Origin of the sequence: Wandonia haliotis, from assembly GCF_039523435.1 — a bacterium.
GTDB lineage: Bacteria > Bacteroidota > Bacteroidia > Flavobacteriales_D > Crocinitomicaceae > Wandonia > Wandonia haliotis.
In genome coordinates this window covers 221,052-247,627 of the sequence record NZ_BAAAFH010000022.1, presented here as the reverse complement: position 1 = coordinate 247,627, position 26,576 = coordinate 221,052, and the positions used below count along the sequence as shown (strand labels likewise).

Sequence of the window (26,576 nt, the reverse complement as noted above, 5' to 3'; positions counted from 1 at the left end):
AAATTCAAAGGTTGGAATGATTGGAATCCGAAATTTGAACCCGAATTAGTAAGAATAGGGAAAATTGAACAAGATCTAAATAGGAAGTCTCCAAAAGAATATTGGGGAGAACAAGCTCCCATTTTGCTTAACGAATATCCTTATTGGAATTGTGAAATTCATCAATGCCCTAAGTGTAATCGACCTTTCTTCTTTTACAATGAAGATGGCGGTCACGGAAGCCAAAAAAGATATCGTTTGATTCAAAAAGAACTAATTGACATTGAAAGCATTAAACCAACTCAAAATTGTCAGATAATTTCAAATCCATATAAATACACAATTTACAAAAAAACGGACTTGACGTTTGAACTTTCAATCTGTAAACCAGTTGCTTTGGGAGTCGACATATACCATATAATGACTGATAACGAAGTGAAATCATTTAAAGAAATTGGAATCAGTGCCTTAGAAAATAGAATGAAAGATATGGATGAAAATTACTCGGATTATCGAGTTGTTTCGTGGAGATAGAAAAAAGAGGATAACAATAAACCAAGGTAAAATCCAAGAAAAAATTCAATTATTTTTTCAACAATACGGGATTTACACTTCGGTAATTTTCATCATAAACCAATCCTGATTTTGCTATCATTTCATTAAAAACGATACTATTACTTCATGCGTCATAAGATTGAACATATACGGATCAGATGTATTTGAAATGTTTCCGGCATAACCAATTCGGAACCTGCCTTTTATATCATAGCTAATCATTGAATTATTACGTCAATATTACAAACTCTTCAAGCCAAGAAAAGGCTATTTGAAGGGCAAACCCCAGGGAAACAATATAGCCCTATCAGCATTCAAGAAGTAGTAAAAAAAGCTGTAAGAAAGGCAGGCATTAAGAAAAAAGTCACACTTCATTGGTTACGGCGTAGCTATGCTACCCATTTATTGGAAAGCGGAACTGATCTTCGCTATATACAGGAATTGCTGGGTCACAGCAGTTCAAAGACAATCGATATTTACATGTGATTGATTAATAGAGGTATACAACGAATAAAAAGTCCGTTTGATGATTTGTAAATCAAAAACATTTCATTAATTTTCACAATGTAATATTCAGTAAAACTGTACAATATTTCCATATTGTAGACGATAATGTATGGTTAAATTGGATGTATAAACTAGTTGTGTGTAACTATGTCCACAAATCAGCAACAATGGAAAAAATAAAAGCAACAATTGAATCAACGATAAAAGAAAGAATGAAAAGTCCGTTCTATGGAACTTTCATTATTAGTTGGATCATCTGTAACTGGAAAATTTTTGTTGTATTGTTTTTTGTTAGTTCAAAAGATCTTGAGTCTAACAAATTGGATTTTATAAGCAATAAATTGATTAGCCCACTTTACGGATTCACTTACCCACTTGGGGCTACGATTTTGTTAATTCTCATAATTCCGTGGATTAATGAAGTTGCTTTTAAGATAAAGTTATTCTTCGAGGAAAGAATGCGTTCTCATGAACATAAAGCATCAATGAAAAATTTCTTCAAACATCACTTTCATAAATTATTTGATAAAGTAGCATATATAACTACACGTTCTGTTGACGTTGACACTGTGTTTCAAAACAACTCTGAATTGAATGAAAATGTCATCAATTTTTATATCGCGTATGGTCTTATTGAGATAAAATCAAGTTTACCATATTTAACGGAAAAAGGGAAAATATTTCTAACCGAATATTACGAGAATTATCATTCTGAAAAAGAAAATACATATAACATGTACTAAACAAAATGGCGCACAATTACATTCGAGAAAAGCGCCACATTGCCTAGTACAGAACCGTTATATGCAATTAAGAGCATCATGAAAAGAAGTACAATAATTTTAATAATAGCTATGTCCGCAATTACTTTTGTTCGATGTAAAGGCAGTTCGAAAGTCAGAACCCTCTGTGCTGATCATTCTGAATGGCGAGACAATGATGGACCGGACTCGTGCTCATATTTTTCTAAGGCTGAAACCTGTGAGAATATTATTGGAAAACTAAACGTTAGGTCTCGCTTACACAAAGGAACGTTGGAAAATGGTGTATTTGAAGGAGGAATGTCAAGCAGGTGGCTCCAGATAGAAGAAAATTCAATTACCTATTATGCGCCAGATGGAAAAGTTGCGGATGAAGGAAGTTGTAGTTGTTCAGATGGAGTACTGAAAATAGACTGGGAAAAAGGAGATAATTTACCCGAAGAGGCTGACATTTACTTCAACTCGGAAAACTTTGTTGAATTGAGATATTACGATTATCCTTTTTCCTTCAGCACCTTTAAGTATGACACTTTACAACCTAAAAACAATCCTACGAAAATTATCGGAACACTTGAATGAATGCATATAACAGCACCTACGAACCATACGGAACTTATGCTTCGAAAAGTCACGCTAGGATTAGGAAATCATTCGTAACTTCGAGAAAACATTTGCAGTAACGAAACCGCACGGTGCGTAGCTGCGAGCCGTTATGTACAATGAAGATGAAACGTAAATCATACTCTGTAGATAAAGAAAGTCGAACACTTATTCATGAGGAATCTTATGATGAAAATGGGAATGTGGTTCACTCAATTGATTATCGGGAATCACCACCGGTTGAACAAAATTTTGAATATCATTCAGATGGTAACTTGATTCGTCAAAGTGAAACTCAAGGTGGAATTGAAAACAGCTCTCAAATTTTTGAATATGATGCTGAAGGTGATATTATTGACGAAAAACTTAGCATTGGCGGCGCACTGTATGAGCAAACTTCACTAGTAAAATCTGATTCTGGATTTATAAGAACTATGATTCAAGATAATGAAGAGGTAGAAAGGTTAGAAAAAATCATCGATGGGGACAACTGGAACAACAAGTTTTATCGTTTCAAAGAATTATTGGAGAGTCAAGAATACACATTTGATGCAAAGAACAATTCAGGAGAAACGATAATTAAAGGTTTCGAGCATGATTTCAAAGTTGTAATCAAGGAAAAATACAACAGCAAAAACGAAATAATTCTAAAAGAAGAGTTTCACGAAAATGGTACGCTCTTGACTTCCACTGAAATCGAAATTGAAAATGGATTAACATTGAAAGAATCGATAAAAGATTTCTCAAATGGTGAAATCTATTATGAACGAATATTTGAATACGACAAGAATGAAAATATCATAAATTTTGAAGTCAGATCTTCAACTGGTGCCCTTCATTCTTTTCATAAGCGGAAATTTGATAATGAAAATAAATTAATAGAAGAATCAGGATTTACAAATGGATATTTTAGTGGGATTGATGGCGTTCATAAAAATCATGACCGTTTTCATATTATCCACGAGTATGAAGAATGTACATAACACGCAGCAAGCAAAATGGCGCACAATAACACTCGAAAGAAAGCGCCACATCGCCTACTGCAAAACGTTAGCAGCAATACCCAAAATACGTCATTAAAAAGAGATTTAAGATTCTATCAAGACAACTTGATTCCAATAGATAGTTTCTCTTCTGACTTTTTGCCTAAAGTGAATAATATATGATGGTATTGATAAATTTTTTCTGGTTATTATAAAACTAGCGGACTTGAAATGTCTGAAGAATAAAAGATACTTCTTTAGAGAATCTTTGTACATCATTAAAAGGTGTATCAATATATCATTAATTAAACGTGTAGTAAAGTAAAGCTGCCAACAATAAACCATGGTAAAATCCAATAAAAAATTCAACTATTTTTTCAACAATACGGGATTTACACTTCGGTAATTTTCATCATAAACCAATCCTGATTTTGCTATCATTTCATTAAAAACGATACTATTACTTCATGCGTCATAAGATTGAACATATACGGATCAGGTGTATTTGAAATGTTTCCGGCATAACCAATTCGGAACATACCTTTTATATCATAGCCAATCATTGGAGAAATTGTAAAAGAATGAGTGGAAAAAGCGTTCTTGAGAAAAGCATTTTTTACACCTACACCAAACCAAAGGTTTTTCTTCCACGAAGCCAATAGTTGAATAGTTGTAGAGAGTGTAGCCCAATCGGTTGCCAGTTGAATCCGAGGGGTTAAATCCCAATACTCACTCAACTTGAAACGGTAATCTACAAACCACCAAAAATGAGGATCAAGGGTGTAATTTTTAGTTGAATTATCCGATCTGAATGTCGGATTATTCCATTGTGTTACGCTTATTCCAGTATTCCACTTTTCATGGCGCAAAGCGATTCCAAAATCTGAAGTGAAAACGGGGTTATAATCCGGGTTAGGAACCGGAGACGCAAAAGTCAGATCAGAATAATTACGATTTAATGTGTTGATCCCACCGGAAACACCAATTGAAAGAAAAAGCGATTTAATCGGAATATGATAAGCATAGGAAAGTGACACAGTGTTTCTTTTTTGATATCCTAAAGCATCATAGCGATAATTGATTCCGATTCCACTATTAATTTTATCTATTTTGTAAGAATAATTCGTCCAAAAAGTTGTTTGACGTGGAAGATTCAGAGGCGTTTTCTTAATCCAATAATCCCTCCATAGTATATTCGCAGCATGTTTATAAACCGCACCAGTCATTCCGGGATTTGTTTGCGTGAGATTTCCCTCCCTAAAAAAAGTCGAGAGAGGTTCCTGCTGAGCTGAAAGCTGTGTACTCAGTACTAAAAATGTAAACACCCCGATTATTTTATCTCTTGTATTCATAGGTAGTGATTTTACTATTTTTTGCCAGGCTCTTAACAGTTGACATTTCTCAGTGTACAACCTGCAAAAAGCCTGATTTTTCGATCATTGAACCATTATAGGTTTCAAACGTGATGTGGTAGTAATAGGTCCCATCTGTAACATGATCTCCTGTTTGTGTAGTGCCGTCCCATAAAGCAGTATTGTTCCAACTGAATACAGAAGCCTGAGGTACGGTTACCTGTCCCTCTTTTACCAAATTGCCCCAACGATTGACAATCCCATAGCTGAAAGAAACCGCATTTTTATACTCAATTGTAAAAAGATCATTTATGCCATCGTTATTGGCTGTAATTATATTAGGGATTTCAGTTAGTACGGCACAGTTTTCGCTCTTTTCTACAATCATGGTGTCAAAAAAAACACCACATTCTGTAGTCATTTCAAGTAGGTACGTTCCTTCTTCTTTAACAAAGATAGCCGAAGTAGTATCTCCTGTATTCCATAAATAAGAAATCCCACACGTGTTTAGTGGATTTATCTCAAACGGTGCGTAATCACAGAGGTCTATGTGTTTGGGAAGCTGAATAGTTTCTTTTCCGCAAATGGTAATACATTGGGTAGATGTAATTGCAATCCCATTCTGAAATACTGTCGCTTCTACTGTCCATTCTCCTGCATGCGGAAAAACGAATGAAGCCGTATCTCCCTGTTCCGACATATTTAAGTCCGGAACATGCCAATGTATAGAGTCAATGCCTGTATAACCGTTTTCCAGAAAAAAATCAATAGAGGTATTCGCGCAAGTACCTGAAAAACTGAAATCACTAGGTTTATGATTAAAATGATACGCAGCCATATAAGGCAGATTCATATAGTTCTTATTAATACCGGGGTGATTGATTGTAATAGCATGGGGTATATAATCACATGCCAACCCCGAAAGATTCGGGGATGCAATAGAAGCAATATGAGACACAGCATCCGCATTGGATGTAAGTTGGAATGTACCACTTCCGTAAGCCCCCCAACTTGTGGGCTGTATATTTACTTCATTTTCAGGGTAGTTAAAACAATAAATCTTCCCGTCCATACCTCTCTGCATGTGAGAGCCGCTTTTATAAGGAAGTAAGTGTGTTAAAGTGTTAGTATGTAAATTGTATTGTTTCTCATTAATATACAAAAGTGAATCATTGGGGGAATATTCAATACCGTAACCATGGTCTAATTGCATATTGATCTGTTTTTTAAGACTAACCATACCTGTTTTTGAATCAAAATTGCATAATACTAAGGTGTTTGCTTCCGCAAATGCTATTTCATCACCTGCATTATTAATCTTCATCTCTCCAAAGAATAAACAAACTGCCTCTACACTTGATTTGACAGGTGAAGGGTTTATTCCGTGTTCTGTCACGAGGTAACTAAGAAATTCTAATGTGTAATCGGATGTAGTAACAGTCTTATATTTTATAACAATCAGCCAATAATCCCGGTTATTACAATGCCTGGTCACTGCCATTTTTTCGGTCAGTGTATCTCTGATCAGCAAATTTTGCTTAGAAATAACATCTCCAATACCACCGTTTAACGTTTGGTCAAGAACAGAGTAGCTTAGCATTCCGTTTGCAGATAGAGAAACTAAATAATACTGATTTTCATTATTGGGCGTATTGATAAAAATACTGCCTTGCGTTACTGTTCTTAGACTACTTAAACTCGCAGGAGATAAGTCATTTCCGTTTGGTAATACATTTCCGTCTGCTCCCCATACAATCTCTCCGTCCGAATAAAATAACAGATTCCCTGTTGCGTCCGAAATACAGGTTCCAGATTCTGCAAAATCAGCATTTGAAATAGTGCCAGTCAAAACAGCTCCTCCTCCCGAAAAATCTACCAGTGAATTAGGACTAACAACCCATTTATCGGCTTCGCCCTGTGAAAAGGCGAAGCCGACAACCAATACGAATAAGATAGTATATGTAAATCTCATTGTCGTTAATAAACGGGTATTGTACAAAGATATTATCTTAATACAGTTACATGACTAATACATCCGCTTAAACGTTTTATACAGAAAAGACCTAAGAACCATTGGACACAGGCATTAACCTCACTACCGTCCAAACACACTCTTTCGAAGTGATCTGTTCCACAATACTGCATTTCCAGCGTGTAATTGTACACCCCGTCTTGTACTCCAAGACCATTGTATGTACCATCCCAAAAAATATCACCTTGCATAACATTTTCATGAGGAAGTCTTCCTGCATCTGCTTTGGAAATGGTTTTATAATTTTCACCCCATCTATCCCAGAGTCTCAACCGAAAATCAACAATATCGTATGCAGGTCCTTCTCCCACATTTTCAGGCGCATCAGGACCAAATTCCAATATGCGGAAGACATTGTTGTATGTTCCTCCATCGGGGGTAAAGGTATTCGGGGCTATCAGTCCATGTCCTCCCGGTCGATAGTACAATTGCATACTTTGAGAACTTGTAGAACCTGTGAACTCACATGCCAAATTGTTGTACGATGCGGTTAAGATCCCATCTGCATTAGGAGCGTGTATCGTTTTACCGGAACCTATGAATGTTGAAGTACCTCCTGTCGGCTGAAAATGCCATTGTATATCGGAATAATCTACCAGTCCGATCAATGCTTCAAATGCGGGGTCAGGAATACAGTGTGGCACAGAAATACTTGCAGTAACGTATGGCTGCTTATCACATAACTTATATTCAGATGTTAAATTGATAGTGATTGTATTAGGGAGAAAACGAAAAGCTATGGTATCAGTACCCTTACATCCGCCCGGATCAGTAACCTCAAGTACATAGGCTGTATTCTGAGTCGGAATAACACTTACAGAAGACGAATTAGACGTAAATCCGGCAGGTATAGATGTCCACGAATACGTATTTCCCGGAACCGGAGGGGAAACACCAATCCCATAATCCTGAGCGACCCCATCACCCACACAGCACTGGTTAACATCTGGTCCTAAATCTACCTCAGGACAGACAATATCGACCCAAAAATTGGTTTCATTCCATGTGGCACACTGATTCGCAACAGCTAGTTTTACCTTGTATTTTTTTCCACATTCGAACTGTTTCCCCTTTGAGGCTATATAAGATGAAACATTAAAATTTGAGGGTGCTTCCTGGGCTACAAACCAGTCACTCGTCACCATTCCACCGGGGGCATAGGAATACATATCATTAGGATCCATCTCCGCGACCTCTACAAAATAACTGTCTTCACCCTCCGAAGCAGAACCGTTCAAAATAAGGGTTTCCTGTGGACACATCTCTGTTTTATTCAGTGACCCTGCCGCTATTGCGGGCCATTCGGTACAAAGTCCATCAAGATACATATATCCGAAGTGTCCGCCTTCTACACAGTCCCTAACGATTGCCACAAACGATAACGTCTGTCCCACGTATTCGGAAAGATCAAATTCTATACACTCCCAGGGACGGTAAACAACAGATGAAATTGTTGCAGACTGCTTGTAAAAGGGATTACTTAAGTCTGCCACAAAGGAACGCATTGTATTTCCAAATACCGCAAAGTCCTCAAAGGAAGGAGTAACAGTTGCTCCTTTGACAAAGTAGAACCATGCGGCAGGGTTCTTTCCTGATGGATGTCCACCGTCCTGAAGAACCAGTGCATACCGCAGTTTGAATATTTTATTCTGAGGTGTTACCGTAAAGGTATATCGCATCGCTTCTGCCTGAGCACCAACTCCAGCATTCCCCACTCTGAAACAATACGTTCCCTCGCTTGGAATAGGGAAGTCGCCATATCCATCTACTCCAGAATCAAGCATAGGAGGGATAGTAGTAGTAGCATCATGCACCCCAAATCTGCCACTATCAAAACCGGGAGAAAAGGCATTGAGGTTTTGAGGGTCCTGAGCTGTTGATGTATAGGTAGTCCAATTCGAAAAGCTATTACTCTCAGCATTTCCATTTACCGGACACGGATAGGTCTGTGCCGAAACACTTCCTGTCAAAATCAGAAAGATGAATACAATTAGATATTTCATGATTAATTAATAATAAGGTTAGAAGAATAAAAATTGTTGTCAAATTCAAGAGAAATCGTATAAATTCCCGGAACAAAATCTTCCACGGAAAACGGGATAGACTGACTACCACTGCTCAAATTACCACTAAACACCTTTTTGTTCATAGTCGCATTTTGGTTGATAATTCTTAACGTAACTTCTCCGCTTTCGTATAAGCTAAACTGAGCTGTACAGTCTGTTAAAGCAGGATTAGGCGTAAGTACAATTTGTATAGATGAATGCTGACCCACTGTATTGATGGATACCCCTTCAAAGATTTGTGACAAACCTCCCGACCATAAACGTTCTTTATGAAAGACCTCCATGACAACGCTACTGTCTTTCACAAAAGAATAATAGGTGTTTTCGTATCGGGTAATTTCATCTATCCCCTTTTTTACGCTGTATATCTCTGTGATTTGTAAAAGCGAACTATTCTCAACGGTGTCTGTACCTAAGACAATTGTTTTCTCACCTAATAACCGTATTTTGTTATAGCCACTAAGGTCATAGTCAATGTTATCAACCGATAGAATATCTGCCGGAAGATCGTAATTTATATCGTTCTCAATTCCCGGACTGGATAGAGCAAGATGTATATACTCTACAGGTGTTTGCCTGTTCAAGTCTCTCTCTTCCGTATTTCCATAATTACTGAAGTTATCCAATTTGTTAAAGTCAATTATACTTTCCTTGTTTTTAACAAACTCTATCAATGGTGAATCCTGAGCAGGTGTTTCCTCTTGTGCTCTCATCGCCAACGGTAACGAGAAGAAGGAAACATACAATAGTAATTGATGTTTTTTCATACTTGATTCGATTTTAATGTTCCTATTTAATAGTTACTTTTTGGGTAAGTGCCTACTCTGTCGTAGGTTTTCGGCTTCCCCTGTCAGATGCCTAATAATTAAGTAGATATTTAGTTAATAGACCTTCTGGTTGTAGCTAATTTGTGTTGCAACATAAAAATTCAGCTCCTGAAATATTTGTTAAAAAAATAAAGACCAGATAATTATGTTAGTTGTATTTTACAAGTAGTCATGGGGTATACGAACTAAAAATTACTTGTATTGTACAAGCAAAATCAAAAAAGTACTTAATTTTGAAGGAATAGGTAGCTTGTAAAATACAAGTGAAAATTTATTTTTTTATGACTTATGAATAGGGAAATTATTACAGGACATGCTCGTAAACTTCGTTTTTTAAGAAAACAGCATGATAAAAAGCAATTGGAAATAGCACATTTCATGGAAATGAGTCAACAGGCGTATAGCGATTTAGAAAATGGGAAAACGGCATTTTCGGATGAGACTATTGAAAAGATTGCTCAATTTTTCCATATAAGCCCTGCAGATTTTGAACGTCCTCTGGAATCTGTATATGTTGGTAATAATGGTTACAATAATAGCCCTCATCATAACAACAACCGCACAATAGATGAGCATTTCTTACAGTCATACAAAGACCTTTTGGAGCAAAACAGAAAACTGTTTGAAAACTTGATTGAGGAAAAAGAAGCACGCATCAAATTATTAGAAAAATTATTAAACAATAATCAATAAAGACATAAGTAAGTGTCTTTTAATCTATCTGTTGCGGCCGTATAACTACGGTCAGTAACCAACTATTTAAGACATCTATTCCCGGTTTATTTTACACGACTTTATGATAAAGTGGCTCGGCTTTCGGGATTTAGTGGTGAGTACCGATCCGGTAGGGCATTAGAAGATCATTTCAATACAAAGAGGGGAGTGTATCACAATGCAACAATGAATTTACCCTGTGAAAATTCATTGTCTGAAAAGGAGCTTGATTTAATTGAGCGATTTGACCCTGATTTTGGTAATTCCCTGGGCTTCAGGTAATCTATTAAATTGCAATATTGTTATAGATTTCACGGTTCTCCCGGTCAACGACATTTATCTCCATCTTTTCGTAAGTTAAGTATCGACAACCTTTACAATTGCTTAGGGAAGGATCCGGTTTTTTGAGTAGGCATTTATAGACTTTACTCTTCTTGTCGTATGTCTTTTGTTCTTTTACATGATTATTGATGAATTGCCGTGACACATTTCATTGATGAGGTATGTCACGGCAATTCAATCCCTTTTTTTGCTAATCGCCTTTGGGCTTCTTCACAGATTTAAGCAGTTCTACGAGTGCCCCACAATAATCGGGTAACAATGTGTTGATGGCTTACTATTCACGTATTCCTAATAGGGAAACTTGAGTATTTCTTCTTTAATAACTTCTGTATTGGTTTCTCCTGTTAGTGTTTTATTGAGTACGTTGTATTTACGCTTGATATTCACGAGTTTGGTACTTACTTCGTACAGCGTTGTATAATCTTCTTTTTTAAGTAAATCATCACGCAATAACTGGTAAGCATTATAAATTTCGATTCTAGGTTGAGTGGTTCCAACAAACGGAATCTCTGATTCCACCGTGTATATCCCCCACATTTTGCTATCGTTTTCTTTTATTTTTGCCTTTAATTCTTCTTGCGCTTCTATCTCTTCCAGTTTCGTCATATCCTCATCGGTCATCACAAAAGAGAAAGGTACGGTAGAGTGTACATCCTTTGAGTAATCATAAAGGGTTCTTGTTTTTACAGATTCCGAATAATCATCCCAATACGTTTCAGTACCCTTTTCAAAATAACCTTCCACTACAACTATGTATTCAGAAGCGGTGTAATACCTGGCATTTCTTAATCGAGTGCATAAATCTCCTTCAAGAAACAGGTAGCTTGTGGTAGTGGCGGTGGATGGTTTAATGCAAACTTCCAATGTTTTTTTACCTTCGTAGGAATCCTTAAAAGCTTTTGACGTTGGATAGTATACCATGTAGCCTAGATCTGAGCCATTAACATTTTTAAACGGTCCCATTTCACCAATTTCTTTGCGTCTAAATCGAATCTGAATTTTATCATATTTCTTTATCGATTCATCAATAGGAATTGAAAACCCAATATCACTTGCCCCACAGAGAGGGATCGTTTTTGGGTTGGCTACAGTTTGGGTGTAGTTTTCTTTTTTTAACGGGAGTTGCCCAAATACGATGAAGGTGCAGAAAAAAACACAGAGAGCAGAGATAAATTTCGTGGACATTTTTTAGTTTTTATAAAATTTAAACGAGAGTACGGTGCTAAAAACTATTGTTTTTGAAGCACCATACTTAAGCCATTTACAATGATTTACAATTAATTTCCGGTTATGAGTAGAGGTTATTCGGCCTTTTTTTGCTTTAACCCCAATATTGATCCTACACTATTTACGACTCCTCCAATAAGAACCATCCAAATACCAGGTCCGGCAGATCCAAATTTTTCATTAAATGCGGTTACAGCAAGCACAGCAGCAAGAATTAAAATGACTGAAAAAACAATAGAAACAATATTCGACCACTTTTTTCCTAAAAAGTTAAGTCCTAAAGCAACTATGCCCACTATAACAAAGAATACAGCAAAGCCAAAAGATTGTTTCCATCCATTAAGAGATATGCCTAAAGCGCTAACCCACGGTAAAAAAGTTCCAACTACAATAAGTAATGTTCCAATAATTGTTGTCAATAAATTTGTTTTCATCTTTCTTTTTTTTGGCAAAGTTAGAGAATGGCTATTTTTAACCTTGAAAAGTATTCGGCTGATCCGTATAGTGTATCATTTTTTGTTGCACCTGTAAATATATTAATGTGTAATGCAAGTGGAAGTGGCTTAGTTGGTCTCAACCTAATCAACAGATTAATAGGTATTGCGTTTTTTAACACCAGTAAAGCGGATGAGTTTTGGATAAAACTTACGGTACAAATCACCTGAGTTTAGAGGGGAATTTAGGTTTTTAACTACTTTTGTGAAAACTGTAATATCTAATCATTTAATAAGTAATGAAAGCATTTTTAAGCTGCATATGTTTTTTTATCATTATTCCGTCTTTTTCGCAAGAGCTGATTCCAAATTTTGAACAGTTATCAGACTCTACTAAAAATGTAGAGGTGATCGCACTCTTACTTGAAACCAGATCAAACCCTTCGTTTGAGGATAGGATTAATGAAGTAAAAGAAGTTGCTCTGTTTTGCAAAGACAAGGAGGATTTGCCTACAGAAGCATTAGCCGTTTCCTACTTATACATAGCCTATATTGAACACGGTAAATTTGATGGTATTGATGATTTATTCAAGCTGATTGAAGCAAAATATTTTGATCATCTGCTGCCGGCTAATCAATTACGGTTTAATTTGTATCATTCACAATTGCTCTTGTCTCAAGGTAGATTAGATGAAGGCATTGAGACTGCTCAAAATACATTAGCCATTTGTGAAGCACACCAGCTGCCTAAAAACAATGTTTATGGTTTGCTTTCAACCATTTATATGGCTTTAGGAAAGTTTGATGAGGCATTGAAAACAGATCGACAGAACCTAAACGATATGCTGAAAAACCAACCGGAAGAAAAGCGGGGGTTGGGGCAGGCGTACTATAGTATTTCTAGAGATTATACGAATTTAGAAGAGCTTGATTCAGCCAATTATTACGGAGTGCTTTCACTGGGGTATTGGGGGCATCCGGTTTCTTACATTCAACTCGGTGATATTAAAACCAAATTAGCGGAATATGATTCTGCCAGATATTACCTTTCTCGGGCACAAGAAGTGATTTTGTCTTCACCTAAATGGGAAAATCAAAAAACAACCTTGTACCTGTATTTATCAAAACTTGAAATTCTGGAGGAAAATTGGGAAGAAGGTTTGCTTTACTCCGAACAAGCCCTCACCAGTTCAATTCAAGACAATGATGTGTCCGTGACTTATAAAGCGTACGAATACATTATTCGCTCTCATCTGCAAGATAAAGCCTATTATTTAGACAGTTTATTGGCGAAAGATCGCATTCTGAGAGATCGATCAGTGGAAGCACAAACCATTGAGATGGACACGAAGTATAAAGCCTCTGAGAAAGAAAAGAAAATCATGCAACTGAGTAATGACGTTCAACAACGCGAAATTGAAGCCCTGACTTTTAGAAATTACCTACTGTATACAGGAATAGCTGTACTCGCTTTAATCATCCTTGTTTATCTGCTGTTTAGAATAAGAAAAAGCAAAACGGAAAAAGAAATTAGTCACCTCAAAAAGCAAGCCCTGCAATTGCAAATGAATCCGCACTTCTTTTTTAACTCCTTAAACTCGATCCATAATTTTATTGGCAATAATGAGCCGGAAGAAGCGCAGAAATATTTGGTGAATTTTTCCAGGTTGATGCGCCTCACATTAGAGAATAGTCAGGAAAATCTTATCCATATTGGAAAAGAAGTAGAGTTTTTAAAAAATTTCCTGATCCTTGAAAAACTGCGTAACAAAAACTTTGATTTTGAAATTAAAGTGGAGGAGGAACTGTTGGATTATAAAATTCCCGGCTTTCTTATTCAGCCGCTGATTGAAAATAGTTTGCTGCATGGCTTTTCAACTATTGATTACGAGGGATTTGTACAACTTAAAATAGAGAAAGAGCAAGATACGATAGTTGTAACCGTAATTGATAACGGAGTAGGAAGAAAAAAATCAATCGAGAGGAAACAGGAAAAGGGAGAACATACTTCATTTGGAATTGAATTATTAAAAAAACGAATTTATATTTATTCCAAAAAGAGCAATGGAATTTTAATTGAGGATGGAATTGCAGTTCAAGGAAATTCAGGAACAAAAATCACATTTCAACTCCCTCTATTTAGCTAATGATATGATCCAGGTTATTATAATTGATGACGAAAAAGATGCTATTAATGTTCTTTCCAGGCAATTAACCGCCGTTTTTGGGAACGAAATTAAAATAATTGGAAGTACTAAGGATTTAACCGAAGCAGCTTTTTTAATCAAAGAATATCAGCCGGAATTAATTTTTTTAGATGTCGTTTTAGGGGCGGAAACTTCCGGTTTCGATTTGCTTCCGTTACTCGATAAATTGAATTTTCCGTTTAAAATTATTTTCACAACAGGTTATCATCAATTTGCCATTAAAGCCATAAAAAAAGGAGCCTACGATTATTTACTGAAACCAATTGGGGTAGAAGATTTAGAAGGATTGAAAGAACGTTTATCTGCTGATGACTTAAAGCCTGAAAAAACAAGGTTAAATAATATTATTATTGTTAACAACAGTGATGCTACCTATAAAATTCCGGTTGAAAAAATTTCTCATTTTAAAGGTGATGGAAATTATACATCCATCTTTTTTACAGAAAAAAACAAGCCCATTTTGAGTTCGACTACGCTCAATAATTTTGAAACGGAAATTAATTCGATCTCTTCTTCTTTTTTCCGGATTCACAAATCATATTTAGTAAATATGGCAGAAATCGACCACATAAAAAAGGAAAAAATGAGTAAATCGGTAGTCATGAAAAATGGAGAAGTTATAGCCATATCTCGTTTGCGTTATAAAGCATTTTCTGAAATTTATTTTTAGAAATAATACTAATTAGGCTGGTGCAAAATGTTCTCTGTGTTTTAATTGCAAACATTAACGAGAGTGTTGTTAGTGAATTGACGGTAGCTTTAAAAGTGCTTTAGTACTTATTCACTAATTTTTGTCTTGAAGTAGCGTGGTTTTTTGTTTTAGAAATAGCCTTTAAACGTCATGGGAATAGAGGTGCAGATCGTGTCCAAGCTTCCATTCTTAACAAACATTTTTACATTCGTATTAAAATTGAATAATCGGTATAGGTGATAATCACTGCGCTTATTCTGTGAAAACATAAGTTCATTTCGAGAGAAGAAAAACGGCGTTTCTTTACCCAATTTGGTTGTTTTCACTTCTATATATTTATCCGATCCGTTTGGGTTTCTTGACAGAATATCAAAGCCAGTTCCATCCCCTTCCTCTTTTGAAATCCATCTGACCTGATCTGCCAAATTTTGCTTTCCGGAAATTGTGAGTTGCCACTTTTCAAATTCCATAACATATTCTTCTCCAAGCATTCCCAAATTCCGGTTGCGTTGTTCTTTTTCCAGGTAATTTGTTTTAATCGGGCTTCTGGTATACGCTGCAGCAGGTTCTTCAACAAGTTGAGTGCCCGTAGGAGCTTCTACTATCAGTTTATCGAAATCTTTCTTTATAATTGGCTGATCAATTTCTCCTTCGGCAAATTGTTTGAATTGTTCCTCTATGGATTTATGTCCAATCAGATAGTCAATCACTTTGTCTTCTAATATTTTTTGAAAATTGAATCGAGGAAGATATCCTTTGATATAGGGTTGCCCCAAATTAATTAGAACAGCACTGATGTTTTGGTGTTTGAATTCGATAGCTCCTTCAGACCGACCGCTTAATAATGGCAACAAGTTTCTTCTATGCTCTGCCTTAGAATAGTTCCGACCGGCTAGTTCTTTAGCAAGCATAGTGAAATAATCTGCTACTGCCAATTCAACTTCTATGTTAGACCAAGCGCTCATTGTCCTATTTCAATTTTTCTGTTATTTCATTCAACAGTGTATCAAACTCCACAGTTTCCCCATGAATCATACAGCCTTGCATTCTAGTGAAAGAATAGTGTACAATATATTGTATATTATCATTACTCATGATCCCCTTTTTTACTAAGTAATTCCACAAACTTTTCTTCTTTAGGCAAGAGTTGATAGGTAGCCACTCCAATGGGTTTGTTGTTGTATTTCAGACTGTATTCAGCGATTACTTTGTTGGCTGTTTTACAGAGTAAAAGACCTATGGTTGGGTTTTGGTATTCTTGTTTTAAGAGGTCATCTGCTGCATTCAGATAAAAATTCAGCTTGCCAGCATATTCAGGCTTGAAATCGTCAATTTTTAATTCAATAATGAAATAGCAGTTGAGTTGTGTATGATAAAAAAGCAGATCCAGGTAGTAGTCTTGCCCACCCACTTCCATGTGATACTGTTGTCCCATAAATGCAAATCCCTGCCCCATTTCCAACAAAAATTTGGTGATTTGTTTGAGGAGGGCATTTTCCACATCACGTTCCAGCGCTTCATCTCCAAGACCAAGAAAGTCGAATAGATAATTGTCTTTAAGGGTTTGTTTGGCCAGTTCGCTTTGTGGTTCCGGCAAGGTGTCATCAAAATTATTGGGTAAACTTCCCTGGCTTTCGTAGAGTTTTTGCTCAATTTTATGGGCCAACACTCTTTTAGACCAACCTTCGGCAATGGTGCGTTGCAAATAATAATTGCGTTCTTCCTCACTGGTAGTTTTATCCATCAATACAATGTGATGTGACCAACTTATTTTGGCTAAGTGTGTATTGGCAAAACCACTCCAGTCCAGAGGCGTATTAATTTGTGCAACCACTGGTTGCATAATTTCCTTTTCTTCCTCTTCCTCTTCCTCTGTACGCACATTTTCTATTTGCGCAACCGGTGGTTGCACTTTTCGGACGCTATATATATCGGCAAATTTTGCCATGTAATTAAGGTTACGAACAGAAAAGCCTTTTATTTCAGGAAATTCAGTCGTAAGGTCTTTGGATATTTGCTTAATTACCTCAGTTCCCCAGCCCTGATGTTTTTTTTGTACATTAATGAAATGGCCTATTTCCCAATACAAAAACAAAAGGCGGGTATTCACAGACAGCACTGCTTGCTGCTGCGACAAGCGCACATGTTCTTTGAGAGAAGCTATTGATTTGCTATATTCTTTATTCATTTGATGGTTAATTTTTAGGTTAATTTGCTGGGAAATGACCTGTGAAGCGTAAAATACCTTTTTGCTTTGATCTTATTGTTCTTTGAATTTTATCTTCAAGATTTTACATGCATAAAAGTGGTCTGGGTTTGTCGTAAATTTAGTTAATATTTGCGACAGGAATTAATGTTTTTTTAATTTCATTTGCGCTTGTCTTTTGCTTTACTATCAAAAGCAATAAGATTGAATAGTTTACGCATTCGTGATCTTACCCGGTTGCCATAGAGTTTTTCGAGTTCTGTTGCATGATACAGAGGGCCTCGGTAGCCTATTGCAATTATAAAGCAGAGGTTACCGAATAGGTTACCACCTTGGGTGCTATTTTTTGAATTTTACGAGATGTGTAAAAATGAAAAAACCCTTTAAACACTGAAGTTTAAAGGGTTTTGATTTTATTTGGTTTCCCAAATTGTACTCGAGGCGGGACTTGAACCCGCACGACCAAAAAGGTCACAGGATTTTAAGTCCGGCGTGTCTACCAATTCCACCACTCGAGCATTTGATTTATCGGACCGATAAATCAAGATAGTATCGCTATGAGCGGGAGACGGGATTCGAACCCGCGACCCCAACCTTGGCAAGGTTGTGCTCTACCAACTGAGCTACTCTCGCTTGTCGTATTTCAAAAGTCTTTCTAACTCGTTTGTTTCAGACTCAAAGGTGTGTTTAACGTTGTTAAAGCAACACCCCAAACGTATTTCGTTCGGGGTGCAAATATAGCATTTTTTTTAATTCTTGTTGCTGTCCACAAAAAATTTCGGAAAAATATCAACGTCCTATTTTCTGGAAACGACCTTTTACTGAACCCGATGCTTTTTCGATCAGGTAGAAGTAGTTCCCGGCACGAAGGTCATTGACCTCTATTTTTACATGATGTTCGTTTATTCCCAGTTGTTTACTGAACTCATTTCGGATAACTCTTCCATTCATGTCCAGAAGTGTCAAGGAAACTTGCTCGTTTTGAGAGGTGAACACGATAGTGGTGAACTCAGAACACGGATTCGGATAACAGTACGTTCCCTGACGAACTAAAATATCCTCTTCAATACCAACCGGACCGTTACAGGATCGGGCAATAGGGATCAGGTTTACCTGGTGTTCAAATAAAAATTGTACCTCTGATTCGGCAACCTGAAACCAATCGTGAAGAATGGAGGCATATACGTCACGGAAATCATATTGAACATCAATTCCTTTCTGATTGATAATCTGATCGGGGATGTCCGGGTTGTCTCCATGAACTGCGCTGTCAATACAGGATCCAAAGACAAACATAGGAGCAGCATCGCCGTGATCGGTACCAAAACTTGCATTGGAGGCAATTTGTCGTCCGAATTCAGAGAATGTCATTCCCAATACGCGTTCTTCAATTCCTAACAGAGCCAAATCGTCCTGGAATGCGGCAACGGCATCCGAAAGTGTTTTCAGTAACTGGGCATGAACCCCGTTTGCAACATCATCCTGAACAACCTGTCCGTCGTGCGTATCAAACCCGGTCATATTCAAAATATAGACCTTGGTTTTTAACCCTCCTGAGATCATTTTGGCAATATTCCGCAAATGAACAGCCAGTGCACTGGTTTCGTCATAGAGCGTCGATAATGAATTTCCTGCCGCTACGGCATCAGAAATATGCCCTCCGTATACATTGGACTGATTAATAATTCCTTCAATGTAGGCGAGATGATTTCCGTAATAACTGTTTTCGGGGTTCGAAATATTGGTTCCCAAATCAGCATTATTTGTCGGATCCTGTACGGCCAGAGAGTAATTACTGACAATTCCCTGGCAGGTGGTAGAAACTTCATACCCCATACTGATTGCAAACGGATGGGGATAATCCTCATTGGGATATCCGACAGGATAGTCCGGGTTATAGCTGTCAAAATAGCGTCCGAGCCATCCCGTATCCGTACTTCCGCCAATATTTCCGGATGTCCAGATGTCCATCGACTTAAAATGGGAACGGTTTTGTTGTTCGTATCCTACATTTTGCAGAATGGACAGTTTCCCGTGGTCAAACATCGAAGCCATTCCTCCCATAGAAGGGTGTAGCCCCAGATAACCTGTTCCCAGACCGATGATGTCATTTTGCGGAATCAGGATGTTTTCTCTTTGGATAACAAGGTTGTCATACTTATCCAGGGGAATTACCATATTCAGCCCGTCATTTCCTCCGTTCAGGCGAATGAGAACCAGAACACGGTCTTCTGCATTTTTTGAATAATTAAATAGCTTTTTTAGTACAGTATTCATCTGAACTCCCTGAAAAACAAACGGAACTCCGATGGCACCCAATGATGTGGTTTTAACAAAATCTCTTCTTTTCATAGCTCCGTAGTTTTTAGATGATGTGGAATTCAGGCATTTTAAACAAGTTGAGAAGGGTAACTCTCATCTGGTTTTTGATAACATTGGCATTGGACTGATTTGAGGGATCAGTTGCATACGTATCATACGCTGTAGTCCAAACCGAAGAACCAAAACCTCCGTTTAATTGGTTGGCAAGAAAGTTACGTTGTGTTGCAGAAAGTGGTTTACAACAATAGAGTAATTCAAGCTCTTTAATGACTTCAACATCATCGTTCGGATAGTCAAATGAATCCAGAAGATTTAAAACATCAATGGGAAATTGCTGACCATTTGCGTCAAGCCCATTGTACAAAGCATAATAGGTATATTCTACACGTTTTTTTATGGTTGCAGCATTGATCCACATCTGGCTGAATCCGGGAGACTGGTAATATGCGGTCCACCCGGCAACCTGAGGAGGAGCAAAGTAGTGCATTCCGATATTTTCAGAAATCCATCCGAAAATCAGGTGCATCTGGTACGTTGTTGGCAGATCAAAATTCATTTGTGAACCGGAAGTGGTGTACATGGATACCATATATTCCACCGGGTTTTTAATAATAGTTCCCCGTAAGGCAATTGAATAGAAATGTTCACTGCGCAAAAGAAGTGACATAACCGGTTCAATGTCGTAATTATTAGCGATCAGTTCTGTCGCCATTTCTTCAATGATCGTGGCATTCACTTCCGGAGTTAAATCGTAATTGACAAACCACCGGTACAGCTTTCGGCAGATAAAACGGGCAACTTCGTCCTGCTGAAAAATGATGTCGATAAGTGCACTATATTCTCCGGCATCTGCATTATTAATGATGGCATTTCCGAATTTTTCGGATAATTGCTTGGTGCCGGGATCATGGAGGATCGCGTAAAAATTACTGCCGACAAGGTTTCCTGATTGTGACAGGTAATTTTCTACAACCCATCCCGTAAGAATGCGCGCAATCTCTGCAATGTCATCTTCTGTATAATTGGTATAATCTCCTTCTCCGATTTGAGGTCCTTTTCCAATCGTGTACAACTCCAGTAACTCCCGTGCATAGTTTTCATTCGGGCTGAACTGGTTGTTGGATGCTCCGTTCAGAAACACCAACATCTGGGAATCAATAGTAATATCCTTGATTAACTGGCGGAAATTCCCAAGACAATTGTCCCGCAAAAGCTGAATATAATCGTAGGACATTTTGGGTTCATTATCATACGTAACCGCAAAGTGGTTTTGCCAGAACAAAGTCATTTTTTCCCGAATGCTCAGATTGGGTTCGAACAGGTTTTGAGAAATCCATCCGAAAAGAGAAGCGAAACGGGCAACAATGGTCGGTTGCTGATCTCCTGCGGGCATATATTCGTTGACCCAGCTTTCCCCGACATTGGAAATTGTGTCGTCAGTAGAAAACGTGAGAGGAAGCGTGTCCGTAACGGGGGCAAGAAGTGTATCAACCGTATTGTTCATTCCGTTTGCCACAGCGTCCAGAATTTGCTGGCGCGTAGGACCGAATAACGTTCTGCGTAATAAGTGAGCAGCTTCTTCCTTTGTCCAGGGTCCGGTATAAGGAATGAGCGAGAGAACTTCGCCGTCTCCCGTTTCATTTTCCGGAATAGGACGCATAGTAGTTTGCGTGTTCATATTCTTGGGTTTTGAGTTCTAAATATATGAAAACTAATCCATCACCCAAAAAACGAACGGATAATTGCTGAAAATAGTTCCTACCGGAATAATTCGTTCATTACACAACCTTGTGAAGTAGGGATGCTGAATCCAAGTAAACGGGCTACTGTGGCTGAAATATCAGTAAGTTCCCGCGGAAAATCGCTTTTGACATCTTTTTTGAAGTCAGGACCGATGCCCAGCAGGAAAATGTGCCGATTACTTTCCGTATTGGCTCCGTGTGAAATGAACCCGTCTTTGTATCCATCGGCATTTCGTCCGTGATCATTTGTAATGATTAACGTTGTTTTGTCTTTCATTTGCGGATTATTCTGAATCATATCCCATATTTTCATCGCGTATTGATCCGATTCTTTAATGGATTGAATATAGCGTTCCCAATTACCTCCATGTGCCCAGGAGTCCGGTGCCAGCAGGTTAATAAGTGTAAGGGTAGGAGAGTAGGTCTCCAAAACGTGATGAACTTGTTTCATCGTTTGGGAATCTTTTGTGTAATCAGCTCCGTTTCCATTTCTTCCGCAATACACATGTGGTGTATACAGGTCTTTCCACTTTTTATGTTTGGTATTACCCAAAATAGATAGCTTCCCTTTGCTGGAAATAATCCAGAGTTTGTTTTTATCTACCTCTTTTTCTTTCATGAGGTATTGAAACATGGAAGGATATTTTGGAAATTGTTTTCCATCGTTGGAAATACGCTGATTCACACCTGTGGTAATAGCCGTGTGCCCTGCATTCGTTGTTGTACGCGGGGCATTGGCGCGAAAATTCGTATAAAGTACCCCTTGAGGGGCTAGTTGATTACAAATATTGGGAATATTGGTACAGGTAGTATCCCCAAATGTTTCCGAATAACGCGGACCATCGATAATAAGAATAACCACATGTTCTGTTTTAAAACCTTCTGAAGGAAGGGTTTGAGCATCAGAGAGTAAGAGGGAGAAAGAGAAAAGAAAAGTGAGAAAAGCTCTCATGTGTGAAAAATTTTTGGATAAAGATACGTAAATATTGAGCTATCTTTAGCACTTAACCTTTTTAGAGACATACCGTGATGAAGATGAACTACTACAAAAAGTTATTGAAAAATGTTTTTGTTCTCCAAACGACCTTTGCAAAAGGGGTTGGATTCTTATTTATTCTGTGTACAAACCTTTTGGTTGTGGCTCAGCAAGAGCCGGTTTTCAGTCTGAATGAAAGCAATCGGGGCTATTTTAACCCGGGAGCTACTGCTATAGTGGATAAATATTTAGTACACACTCAATATCGCAATCAGTGGATAGGGTTTGGGTCCGGGAACCCCCGGACATATTTATTTCAGTACGAGATGGATATAAACCGGATTAATTCCGGGGTAGGAATTGTTGCTATGCGTGATGAAATAGGGTTTAGTATTAATCATAAGATAGGTTTGAATTACAGGTACACTTTTGCGTTGGGAAAAGAAGCTAGCTTGTCTCCCGGATTGGGAGTTCTCTGGTATAAAAGAGGGCTGAGTAAAGAGTTTGTTGTTCCGCAAACGGTAAATGATCCTTATGTACAGTTTGAATCGTCAACGGTAAGTGTCAATTTCGGTTTGTATTTCCAGTGGAGAAAGTTGAACGTTGGGGTAGGAGGTCAACATCTGAACACATTGTTTAAGAAGGGGAGAGGTTTTTATACGAATCTGATAGCCGATTATACCTTTGATCTGGGGGATAAATTTAGTTTGATTCCTACGGCTTTTCTACTGACAGATTGGGTAAAAACGTCTGTTTTTGTTGCTGTGAAAGGGATGCACTTTAATCGTTTCTGGTGGCAGGCAGGTTATCGTTTCTCAGGGAGAACACTTAGCGCAGGGGCAGGCGTTCAGGTGTGGAATCGTTTGTTTATTGGAGCTGCTTATGAATATTCGTTGTATGATATGCTGTCTTCTGTCAGACATACCATAGAAGCGACTCTTTCGTTTCGGATTCAAAAACCCGGAAAAGTAAAAAGCCCGCCTGTTTCGGATGAAACAAACGGACTTTAACAATCAATGTGCTATGATTGATTCTGTTAAAAACAGTATTTATTAGCTTCAATTGCTTTCAGTGCAATTTTCTGTCGTGCTTCTTTGGTATTAAACGGTTCTGTTTTCGTAAAACGTTTCAGTCCCATCAACATCATTCGAAGTTCGTCTCCTTCCGCAAAAGCATTGAGCGCATCTTTTGCTGATTTATTAATTCGGTCGGCAGAATCTACGAAGTATGTTTTTACAATGGCGATTTCTTCTTCGCAGGCATCTGCTCCTTCTTTGTCGATCTTTTTCTGAACGCGTAATAGTGCTGATTCAGAAGCATACGTCCACATAGACATGTCTGCAATGGCCATAAGTACTTCCTGTTCTTTGGCAAGCGTTGTCATTAGCTTTTGAACAGCAGAACCGGCTACCATAAGAATTGTCTTTTTGAAGTTCTCCAGATACAGGTGTTCATTGGCGAGAGGTCCCTCCGGAATTTCAGGAGTTTCAGGGATAGACATTAATTCTCCGGCTACTTTCATAGCGGGTCCCATAAGGTCTAGTTCGCCTTTCATCGCACGTTTCAGGATCATATCTACCGTTAACATACGGTTGATTTCATTCGTTCCTTCGAAAATACGATTGATACGGGAATCGCGATAAGCACGTTCAATATTGGATTCGGCCGAATATCCCATTCCTCCGTGAATCTGAACTCCTTCATCTACTACATAATCCAATGCTTCTGACCCCAGAACTTTTAGTAAAGCGCATTCTGCTGCAAACTCTTCAATTCCTTTCAGGGTTGCTTTTCCTTTTTCCATTCCATCCGCAATGAGTTGTTCGATTGCGTCGTCAATATTTTGTCCGGCACGGTAAGTTGCAGATTCCGTGATATAACAACGGATTACCTGCTCCGCAATTTTTGAGCGTATAGCCCCGTATTTTGAGATCGGACGTCCGAACTGCTCACGTTCGTTCGCATAGTTAACAGAAAGAGTTACTGCTTCTTTGGCACCACCCAAAACTCCGGCAGCTAATTTAATCCGCCCGATGTTCAGAATGTTCAAAGCGATTTTGAATCCGTTTTGACGCTCTGAAAGCATGTTTTCAACCGGTACTTTTACATTGTTAAAAAATACCTGACGGGTAGAGGAACCTTTGATCCCCATTTTCTTCTCTTCCGGATTCAGAGAGATGCCTTCGGAATGTGCATCTACAATAAATGCCGTTAGTTTTTCGTCCTCGTCAATTTTTGCAAAAACAGTAAAGACATCAGCGAAGCCCCCATTGGTGATCCACATTTTTTGTCCGTTGATGATGTAGTTTTTTCCATCCTCAGAAAGCACGGCTTTTGTCTTTCCCGAATTAGCATCGGATCCTGATCCCGGTTCAGTAAGACAATAAGAAGCTTTCCACTCTCCCGAAGCTAATTTGGGGATGTACTTTGCTTTTTGTTCTTCCGTACCATAATAAAGAATAGGTAACGTTCCGATACCGGTGTGTGCTCCAAAAGCAACAGAAAAAGAATGTCCTTTTCCCAACGCTTCGGTAGCCAGAAGAGAAGTTTTGAAATCGACTCCCATACCTCCCAGGCTTTCAGGAACAGATAAACCAAGCATCCCCAGTTCTCCTGCTTTGTCCAGTATCGATTGCATCAATCCTTCTTCCATTTTGTCAATAGCGTCCAGATTAGGTTCTACTTCTTTTTGAATAAAGTCATCACACATTTGTGCGATCATATTTTGTTCTTCTGTCCATTCTTCCGGTGTGAAAATATCTTCCGGGTTTGTCTTTCTGATGAGGAATTCACCTCCTTTTATAGCTTTCATTTTTATCGGTTTTACTATTGGTCACTCTATTTATTCATCAGGATTAACGAAGCAATTCAAATACTCCTGCTGCTCCCTGTCCGGTTCCGACACACATGGTTACAACACCATATTTCTGATTGCGTCGACGGAGTTCGTTAAGAATCTGAACCGTTAATTTAGCTCCGGTACATCCGAGTGGGTGTCCCAGTGCAATGGCTCCTCCATTTACATTAACAATATCCGGGTTTAATCCGGCTTCACGGATGACAGCTAATGATTGAGAAGCAAACGCTTCATTTAATTCAAACAGATTGATGTCATTCAATTGCAGTCCGGCAGCCTTAACAGCGGCAGGGATAGCATCTACAGGTCCTATTCCCATAATTCGGGGAGGAACTCCGACAGCCTTGTAAGAAAGTAATTGCGCAACCGGCTCCAGATTTAATTCTTTTACCATGGTTTCGGACATTACCAATACAAATGCAGCTCCATCAGATGTCTGTGATGCGTTACCGGCTGTTACAGTTCCATTCGCAGCAAATACAGGTCTTAATCGTGATACTGCTTCGAAATTTGTTCCGGCGCGGGGTCCTTCGTCCGTATCAACAATATAGGATTTTACCTGTCTTTTTTCTTGTTCATCCAGAAAGATATGTTCTACTTCAACCGGGGCGATATCTTGTTTAAATCTACCCTCAGCAATTGCGCTTAAAGCTTTTTCATGCGATCGAACCGCAAAATGATCCTGCTCTTCGCGGGATACCTTATATTCCTTGGCAACCGCTTCTGCTGTAAGTCCCATTCCCCAATACCAATCCGGATTTTTCTTCCCGACCTTTGGATTCGGAACAATACGCCATCCTCCCATTGCCATAACAGACATGGATTCGGCTCCTCCGGCAATAATACAGTTTGCCATTCCTGCTTCTATTTTAGCCTGAGCAATAGCAATGGTCTCCAAACCGGAAGCGCAATACCGGTTAACTGTCATTCCCGGAACCTTGTCTGTGTCAAGTGACATTAATGAGATCATACGTCCTACGTTGAGCCCTTGTTCTGCTTCGGGAGTTGCGTTCCCGACAATTACATCATCCACACGTGTCGGATCGAGTTGAGGTACAGAATCCATCAAATGACGAATTACCGAAGCGGCTATGTCATCAGGGCGTGTAAATCGGAACCCGCCTTTTCCTGCCTTACCGACAGCTGATCGAAATCCTGTTACTATATATGCTTTTTCCATTTCTTGAAATTCATTT

At 38.3% G+C, this 26,576-nt stretch carries 23 protein-coding genes, 2 tRNA genes and 1 pseudogene; 10 read left to right on the top strand and 16 right to left on the bottom strand.

Translation table 11 applies throughout. From position 1 onward, the window contains the following. The 5 genes from ABDZ97_RS13800 to ABDZ97_RS13780 all read left to right on the top strand — a co-directional run. The coding region (locus tag ABDZ97_RS13800) for a hypothetical protein (RefSeq protein WP_343788804.1) at nt 1-513 on the top strand (513 nt) is incomplete at its 5' end. Between the two features lie 246 nt (nt 514-759). Then, entirely contained in the window at nt 760-1,020 is a 261-nt protein-coding gene (locus ABDZ97_RS13795) for a tyrosine-type recombinase/integrase (protein ID WP_343790996.1), read from the top strand. Nucleotides 1,021-1,208: 188 nt separating this feature from the next. Next, a complete protein-coding gene (locus ABDZ97_RS13790) occupies nt 1,209-1,784 on the top strand; it encodes a hypothetical protein (RefSeq protein ID WP_343788801.1) in 576 nt (191 codons plus the stop codon). A gap of 111 nt (nt 1,785-1,895) precedes the next feature. Next, on the top strand, nt 1,896-2,381 hold the full coding sequence (locus ABDZ97_RS13785; protein WP_343788798.1) for a hypothetical protein: 486 nt from the start codon (nt 1,896-1,898) through the stop codon (nt 2,379-2,381). Between the two features lie 146 nt (nt 2,382-2,527). After that, nucleotides 2,528-3,385 carry a hypothetical protein gene (locus tag ABDZ97_RS13780; RefSeq protein WP_343788795.1) on the top strand — a complete coding sequence of 286 codons (858 nt, stop codon included), beginning with the start codon at nt 2,528-2,530 and terminating at the stop codon, nt 3,383-3,385. Between the two features lie 437 nt (nt 3,386-3,822). On the opposite strand, the gene ABDZ97_RS13775 is transcribed toward ABDZ97_RS13780, so the two are convergent. The 4 genes from ABDZ97_RS13775 to ABDZ97_RS13760 are packed head-to-tail and all read right to left on the bottom strand — an operon-like array spanning nt 3,823 to nt 9,602. Next, nucleotides 3,823-4,737 carry a PorP/SprF family type IX secretion system membrane protein gene (locus ABDZ97_RS13775; protein ID WP_343788792.1) on the bottom strand — a complete coding sequence of 305 codons (915 nt, stop codon included), beginning with the start codon at nt 4,735-4,737 and terminating at the stop codon, nt 3,823-3,825. Between the two features lie 49 nt (nt 4,738-4,786). Beyond that, nucleotides 4,787-6,709: a T9SS type B sorting domain-containing protein gene (locus ABDZ97_RS13770; RefSeq protein ID WP_343788789.1), complete on the bottom strand. Its 1,923-nt coding sequence runs from the start codon at nt 6,707-6,709 to the stop codon at nt 4,787-4,789. A gap of 32 nt (nt 6,710-6,741) precedes the next feature. After that, nucleotides 6,742-8,772: a hypothetical protein gene (locus ABDZ97_RS13765; RefSeq protein WP_343788786.1), complete on the bottom strand. Its 2,031-nt coding sequence runs from the start codon at nt 8,770-8,772 to the stop codon at nt 6,742-6,744. A gap of 2 nt (nt 8,773-8,774) precedes the next feature. Then, entirely contained in the window at nt 8,775-9,602 is an 828-nt protein-coding gene (locus tag ABDZ97_RS13760; protein WP_343788783.1) for a hypothetical protein, read from the bottom strand. A gap of 348 nt (nt 9,603-9,950) precedes the next feature. Here ABDZ97_RS13760 and ABDZ97_RS13755 point away from each other — a divergent pair, with 348 nt between their 5' ends. Beyond that, nucleotides 9,951-10,355 carry a helix-turn-helix domain-containing protein gene (locus ABDZ97_RS13755; RefSeq protein WP_343788780.1) on the top strand — a complete coding sequence of 135 codons (405 nt, stop codon included), beginning with the start codon at nt 9,951-9,953 and terminating at the stop codon, nt 10,353-10,355. Between the two features lie 111 nt (nt 10,356-10,466). After that, the gene (locus tag ABDZ97_RS13750; protein ID WP_343788777.1) at nt 10,467-10,658 is read left to right on the top strand and encodes a hypothetical protein; all 192 of its coding nucleotides are present in this window, start codon (nt 10,467-10,469) and stop codon (nt 10,656-10,658) included. A gap of 348 nt (nt 10,659-11,006) precedes the next feature. Here ABDZ97_RS13750 and ABDZ97_RS13745 read toward each other — a convergent pair whose 3' ends face one another. Together ABDZ97_RS13745 and ABDZ97_RS13740 are read right to left on the bottom strand one after the other, a co-directional pair. Then, nucleotides 11,007-11,903 (bottom strand): hypothetical protein, encoded by an 897-nt coding sequence (locus tag ABDZ97_RS13745; RefSeq protein WP_343788774.1) that lies wholly within the window; start codon nt 11,901-11,903, stop codon nt 11,007-11,009. Nucleotides 11,904-12,019: 116 nt separating this feature from the next. Continuing rightward, nucleotides 12,020-12,379, bottom strand: a complete 360-nt coding sequence (locus ABDZ97_RS13740) for a hypothetical protein (protein ID WP_343788771.1) — start codon at nt 12,377-12,379, stop codon at nt 12,020-12,022. Between the two features lie 407 nt (nt 12,380-12,786). Here ABDZ97_RS13740 and ABDZ97_RS13735 point away from each other — a divergent pair, with 407 nt between their 5' ends. Both ABDZ97_RS13735 and ABDZ97_RS13730 read left to right on the top strand, forming a co-directional pair. Further along, the gene (locus ABDZ97_RS13735; RefSeq protein ID WP_343788769.1) at nt 12,787-14,526 is read left to right on the top strand and encodes a histidine kinase; all 1,740 of its coding nucleotides are present in this window, start codon (nt 12,787-12,789) and stop codon (nt 14,524-14,526) included. Continuing rightward, nucleotides 14,462-15,256 carry a LytR/AlgR family response regulator transcription factor gene (locus ABDZ97_RS13730; protein ID WP_343788766.1) on the top strand — a complete coding sequence of 265 codons (795 nt, stop codon included), beginning with the start codon at nt 14,462-14,464 and terminating at the stop codon, nt 15,254-15,256. Before ABDZ97_RS13735 ends, ABDZ97_RS13730 begins: the two co-directional genes overlap by 65 nt. A gap of 149 nt (nt 15,257-15,405) precedes the next feature. Here ABDZ97_RS13730 and ABDZ97_RS13725 read toward each other — a convergent pair whose 3' ends face one another. From ABDZ97_RS13725 to ABDZ97_RS13690, 8 genes and pseudogenes are all read right to left on the bottom strand, one after another. Continuing rightward, a complete protein-coding gene (locus ABDZ97_RS13725; protein ID WP_343788763.1) occupies nt 15,406-16,242 on the bottom strand; it encodes a protein NO VEIN domain-containing protein in 837 nt (278 codons plus the stop codon). A gap of 122 nt (nt 16,243-16,364) precedes the next feature. Beyond that, the gene (locus ABDZ97_RS13720) at nt 16,365-17,465 is read right to left on the bottom strand and encodes a PDDEXK nuclease domain-containing protein (RefSeq protein WP_343788760.1); all 1,101 of its coding nucleotides are present in this window, start codon (nt 17,463-17,465) and stop codon (nt 16,365-16,367) included. A 179-nt stretch (nt 17,466-17,644) separates the two neighbouring features. Next, nucleotides 17,645-17,752, bottom strand: a pseudogene (locus ABDZ97_RS13715) (ATPase); the annotation flags it as partial. A gap of 164 nt (nt 17,753-17,916) precedes the next feature. Further along, nucleotides 17,917-18,001 (bottom strand) — tRNA-Leu (locus tag ABDZ97_RS13710). Between the two features lie 42 nt (nt 18,002-18,043). After that, a tRNA-Gly gene (locus tag ABDZ97_RS13705) sits at nt 18,044-18,116 on the bottom strand. Between the two features lie 156 nt (nt 18,117-18,272). Next, nucleotides 18,273-19,835, bottom strand: a complete 1,563-nt coding sequence (locus ABDZ97_RS13700) for a DUF1501 domain-containing protein (protein ID WP_343788757.1) — start codon at nt 19,833-19,835, stop codon at nt 18,273-18,275. Nucleotides 19,836-19,848: 13 nt separating this feature from the next. Continuing rightward, a complete protein-coding gene (locus ABDZ97_RS13695) occupies nt 19,849-21,483 on the bottom strand; it encodes a DUF1800 domain-containing protein (protein ID WP_343788754.1) in 1,635 nt (544 codons plus the stop codon). 80 nt (nt 21,484-21,563) lie between these two features. Continuing rightward, a complete protein-coding gene (locus tag ABDZ97_RS13690; protein ID WP_343788751.1) occupies nt 21,564-22,499 on the bottom strand; it encodes a sulfatase in 936 nt (311 codons plus the stop codon). Between the two features lie 83 nt (nt 22,500-22,582). Between ABDZ97_RS13690 and ABDZ97_RS13685 the strand changes: the two genes are divergently transcribed. Continuing rightward, a complete protein-coding gene (locus tag ABDZ97_RS13685; protein WP_343788749.1) occupies nt 22,583-23,533 on the top strand; it encodes a PorP/SprF family type IX secretion system membrane protein in 951 nt (316 codons plus the stop codon). A 26-nt stretch (nt 23,534-23,559) separates the two neighbouring features. Here the strand turns inward: ABDZ97_RS13685 and ABDZ97_RS13680 are convergent, their stop codons facing one another. Together ABDZ97_RS13680 and ABDZ97_RS13675 are read right to left on the bottom strand one after the other, a co-directional pair. After that, complete coding sequence (locus tag ABDZ97_RS13680) at nt 23,560-25,335, bottom strand: acyl-CoA dehydrogenase family protein (RefSeq protein ID WP_343788746.1); 1,776 nt, start codon at nt 25,333-25,335, stop codon at nt 23,560-23,562. Nucleotides 25,336-25,378: 43 nt separating this feature from the next. Beyond that, entirely contained in the window at nt 25,379-26,560 is a 1,182-nt protein-coding gene (locus tag ABDZ97_RS13675) for an acetyl-CoA C-acyltransferase (protein WP_343788743.1), read from the bottom strand. Between the last annotated feature and the right edge of the window lie 16 nt (nt 26,561-26,576).